This window comes from Hadarchaeum sp. (SeqCode), from assembly GCF_049969415.1.
GTDB lineage: Archaea > Hadarchaeota > Hadarchaeia > Hadarchaeales > Hadarchaeaceae > Hadarchaeum.
On sequence record NZ_JBMFOX010000055.1, the window covers coordinates 1 to 4342 of the forward strand.

The following is a 4342-nucleotide window of genomic DNA, read 5'->3' on the forward strand; positions in this document are numbered from 1 at the left end:
GACCGATCTGGATCATCCGGAAGACTATGCCCGTTTCCGGCCTTGACCGAGAGACCAGCGGTGATATGTCAAGGGGTCTAGGTGACATAAGTCGGTAGATTTATCAAGGTTTTTAGGCGAAAAAGGCATAACAGACCAAGCCCACAGATACTTCCAGAATCTGTAGGTCAAGGGCGGTGGCCTAACCCCACCTACCGCCGGCGGGGTGGGCCGGATGGGTTGTAGAGCTGGTTGGACCTCAGCAGATGGTCGACCAGCCGGACCAGTTTTCGAGCCGTCAACGCAAGGGCACGTTTATGAGCATGGATCTTGACTTCGGAGCGCTTGCGCTGGTAGTAAAGCTGGAATTCGGCGTCGTGCACCGCGACGCTGGCAGCGGCTTCTACCAGGTAGTAGCGCAAGTAGCGGTTCCCAGACTGAGCCAGACGGGTATGCTCCGATTCATAGGTCCCGGACTGGTGGCGGGACCAGACCAGACCGGCATACTTGGCCAGGGCGTTATGATTGGGGAAACGCCAGATGTCGCCGATTTCGGCGATGATCCCGGCAGCAAAGACCGGTCCAATCCCCTTAACCGATTGGAGGGTGTTGGGGATGGTGGCCAAAAGTTCCCCGATGGGCTTGTCCAAGGCTTTAATCTGGGATTCCAGGGTCCGGATAAGACGGAAGTTGGTGGCCAGTTCCAGGTTAACAGGATCGGCCATGGCCTTGGGCAGGCGATAGGAGCTCCGAGCTGCCTTCTGGACGGCGGCCGCCACCTTCTCCGGATTTTGAAAACGCCCGTGGCTCAAGCGGATCAAGCGGGTAGTCAGCTCTTCCAGGGGGGTACTGACCAAAGCTTCTGGGCCTTCCTCGCCGAGGATGATATCCAGGGCGGCTGTACCGAAGGGTTGGTCAAAGGGTTTATCCTGGATGAAGCTACTAAACTTGAGGAACAAGGCGTTCAAAAACCGCTGCTTGGACCGGACAAGGTCAGAAACCAAATGGAAGCGGTGTCGGGTAAGGCGGCGTAAGGCCTCGTAGCGATCCTCAAGGGCCGTAGAGGCCGGGAGTCGGCCGAAGCGGAGGCGATCGGCGATGATCCAGGCATCGACTTTGTCGGTCTTGGGGAGCTCTGGGTAGGCCTTCTTGAATCCCTGGATTACCTTAGGATTGAAGGTCTGGACCAGGGGTTTAAGGGGCGCTAGGTTCTGAGCCTGGCGCAGGTAGTGGGTAAGGTGCCAGCTGTAAATGCCGGTGGCCTCGATACCAACCACGAGGCGGTCCAGGCGGTGGGAGTTGGCCAGTTCAACCAGATGGCGGCACAGGTGTTCAGCCCCGGGCCAGTTATTTACGACCTGAAAGCTGGCTACCTCCTGGCCGTCCTGGTGCATGGCCAGCACCTGATGGGTGTGCTTACTGGCGTCGATACCGACAAACATGGTAGTCAATGGGTCTCACCTCCTCTCCAACGAAGTCGAGGACCAAGGAAGGGATCGGGTCACCCTCGGTAGGCAGACGTGAAGGCAGCCTTGCGGATAATAAGCATTGACCCGGGGTGGGGGTGCACCGCTGGATCTGCTGAGTCCAGCGCCCATCTTGGATCCGGGTGTGCAACCAGCGTGTTGGCAAATAACGTCTGGCCGAGGAAAGCGGTCTCAGCAAAGCAGTGACTCCGGATAAAAGACCGTCATCGTCCTGCAGGGGGGCAAAAGCTTCTTTCCTCCAATGGTCCTAAGACCATTGTGCGAGGGCAACCCGAAAAAGTAAATAGCGATTCTTGGAAACTGGTGGGACCTGTGACGAAAGGGAGGTCGCGTGGGCCTTTGGAGTTATCCACATATCCACATATCCACATGCCCGCGCGGACCCCTCCCCCCACACCCCCCTCCCCTTAACGATTTAAAAAATCTCTCGGGGAAGAGGGGCAAGGGGAATGGTGTTCATACGAAAGATCCTACAAAAAGTAAACTAGCGAGGTTCTAAGAGTAGCATACAAGGGGGGAAGGGAGTTGATCTCCGTGGATGAGTGGGCCAGTATTCGGTTTTTGCGGGTGAAAGGGGTTAGTATCAGGGCCATTGCCAGACAATTAGGGATCTCTCGCAATACCGTTAGACGCGCCTTGGCGCAGGACGGACCACCCGAATACAAGCGGGCCGCTAAGGCGAATCCCCAGCTTGAGCCTTTCACCGAGGCTATCAGGGAGATGTATTACAAAAAGCATTTCATCGGTACCAGAATCCTGCGGGAACTGCGTCAGCTGGGGTATCAGGGGTCGCAATCCGCCTTTTACCGGTATCTAAAGAAGCTCGCCGCTGAAAAGCCCAGCGACAAAGTTTCCGAACGTTACGAAACGGCACCGGGCCAGCAAGCTCAATTCGATTGGTCGACCTATACCGTCAAGCTGGGTGGTATTTTGACCAGGGTGATCGTTTACGGCCTCGTTCTAGGCTACTCCCGACGGAAGCACTACTGGGCCAGTCTTGACGAAACCCAAGCCTCAATCTTTGAGGCGATTGAAGAAGGTTTCTGGCATTTCGGCGGGGTGACCAAGGAACTTCTTATCGACAACCCGAAGGCCTTTGTCGTTAACCCCAACCCCCAATCTTTTCAATGGAATCGCCGCTTCCTGGAGTTCTGCGGCCATTATCGAGTCCAGCCGGTAGCCTGCCGGGTTGGCCGGCCCAGGACCAAGGGGAAGGTTGAACGCCCCTTTTACTACCTCGAAGAGCATTTCATTAAGGGTCGCGAGTTTGAAAGCTTTGAGCATTTTTGCCGGGAGCTTGAGCGTTTTGAGAGCGAAGAGCTCGATCTTTTGGTCCACAGTACGACCCAAGAACGACCGATCGACCGTTTTGAAAGGGAACGGGCCGCTCTCACTCCCCTGCCACCCGGCCGTTTCGTGGGGACTCAGGAACAATTCCGCAAAGTTAGCTGGGATTGCCTAATCTCCTTTGAGGGAAGTCGTTACAGCGTCCCTTACCAGTATGCCGGCAAGCAGGTCTGGGTCCGTACTTCTCAAGGCGCCAAGCTCTTGGTCCGTAACCAGGAAGGGAAGCTCATTGCCAGCCACCCCTTGAGCCCGCGAAAAGGAGCGATCATCCTGGTGGAAGATCACTACCGCGGCCTGCGCAAAGGAACTCCAAAGACACGGGCTCTTTTGGAGCAGGCCTTCCTGGAACGTTTCCCCCAGCAACAGCTGTTTTTGGAGAAGCTCTCGGCGCAACAGAAGCTGCACCTTGTGACTCACCTACGGTCCATCCTGGCTTTGGCCGAAAATTACCCGGCTAAGACCATGGAGAAGGCCTTTTCTTTAGCTTTAGAGTACAACACCTTCTCCCATAGCTTTATCGCCGGCCTCCTGGAGCAGGAAAATCCTCTGGAGATGCCCCCGGAAAGAGGGCCGGCACCCATCGTGGGCCTACCTTCGATCTCGGTCAGGGCCGATCTTTCTGTTTACCAGGATCTTCTTTCGGGAGGTAATGGGCATGACTGAGATTGAACGTTTGAAAACTCAGCTCAAACGGCTTTCCTTACACACCATGGCGGCCATCTTCGAAGAGGAAGCCCAGACGGCGGCCAAAAGCCAGATGAGTTATACCGCCTTTTTGGCCCGGTTGGTCGACGAGGAAATAGCGGCCAAAACCGACCGCTCGATAAATGCCCGGATTGCCAAAGCCCGCTTCCCCAGTATTAAAACCCTGGAAAGCTTCGATTTCGCTTTTCAGCCCGGCCTTTCTGCCGCCAGAATCAAAGAATTGGCCCAGCTCGGTTTTCTGGATCGAGCCGAAAATGTCCTTTTGGTCGGCCCACCGGGGGTAGGAAAAACCCATTTGGCTATCGCCCTGGGCCTGAAGGCCTGTGCCGCCAAGAAACGGGTCCTGTTTATCCATAGCACGGCCCTTTTGGACCAACTCATAGCCGCCACCGTCGACCGGTCTTTAGGCGCAAAACTGGACTTCTTGGCTAGACTAGACCTCCTGATCTGTGACGAATTGGGTTATATGCCCATGGATTCCCAGAGGGCTAATCTCTTTTTTCAACTTGTCAGCCGCCGCTATGAGAAGGGATCGATCATCTTGACCACGAACAAACCTTTTGCTGATTGGGGACAGGTTTTTGGCGATGACGTAATCGCCTCGGCGATTCTTGACCGTTTATTGCACCACAGTCACATCTTTGCCATTAATGGTCCCAGCTATCGTATCCGTGATAAGTTGGACCGTTCCAAACCGCCCCAAGAAGACAAGGGGGTGACGAGCGATGACCTAGCCGCCTCAAATTCAAGCCACCTCTTTTAGAAAAAGGGACTATATGGTAAAATTTACGCCAATGGGTGGGTCAATTTTCACTGGGAAACCT

At 55.2% G+C, this 4342-nt stretch carries 3 protein-coding genes; 2 read left to right on the forward strand and 1 reads right to left on the reverse strand.

Annotation, left to right across the window (positions count from 1 at the left end; all coding sequences use genetic code 11):
• Positions 1–191: 191 nt before the first annotated feature.
• The gene (locus ACP5PX_RS07370) at positions 192–1430 is read right to left on the reverse strand and encodes an IS110 family transposase (RefSeq protein WP_428085323.1); all 1239 of its coding nucleotides are present in this window, start codon (positions 1428–1430) and stop codon (positions 192–194) included.
• 570 nt (positions 1431–2000) lie between these two features.
• Between ACP5PX_RS07370 and istA the strand changes: the two genes are divergently transcribed.
• Positions 2001–3476 (forward strand): IS21 family transposase, encoded by a 1476-nt coding sequence (gene istA, locus ACP5PX_RS07375; protein ID WP_428085324.1) that lies wholly within the window; start codon positions 2001–2003, stop codon positions 3474–3476.
• On the forward strand, positions 3469–4281 hold the full coding sequence (gene istB, locus ACP5PX_RS07380; protein ID WP_428085325.1) for an IS21-like element helper ATPase IstB: 813 nt from the start codon (positions 3469–3471) through the stop codon (positions 4279–4281). The genes istA and istB overlap by 8 nt, the downstream gene beginning before the upstream one ends.
• Positions 4282–4342: the final 61 nt, after the last annotated feature.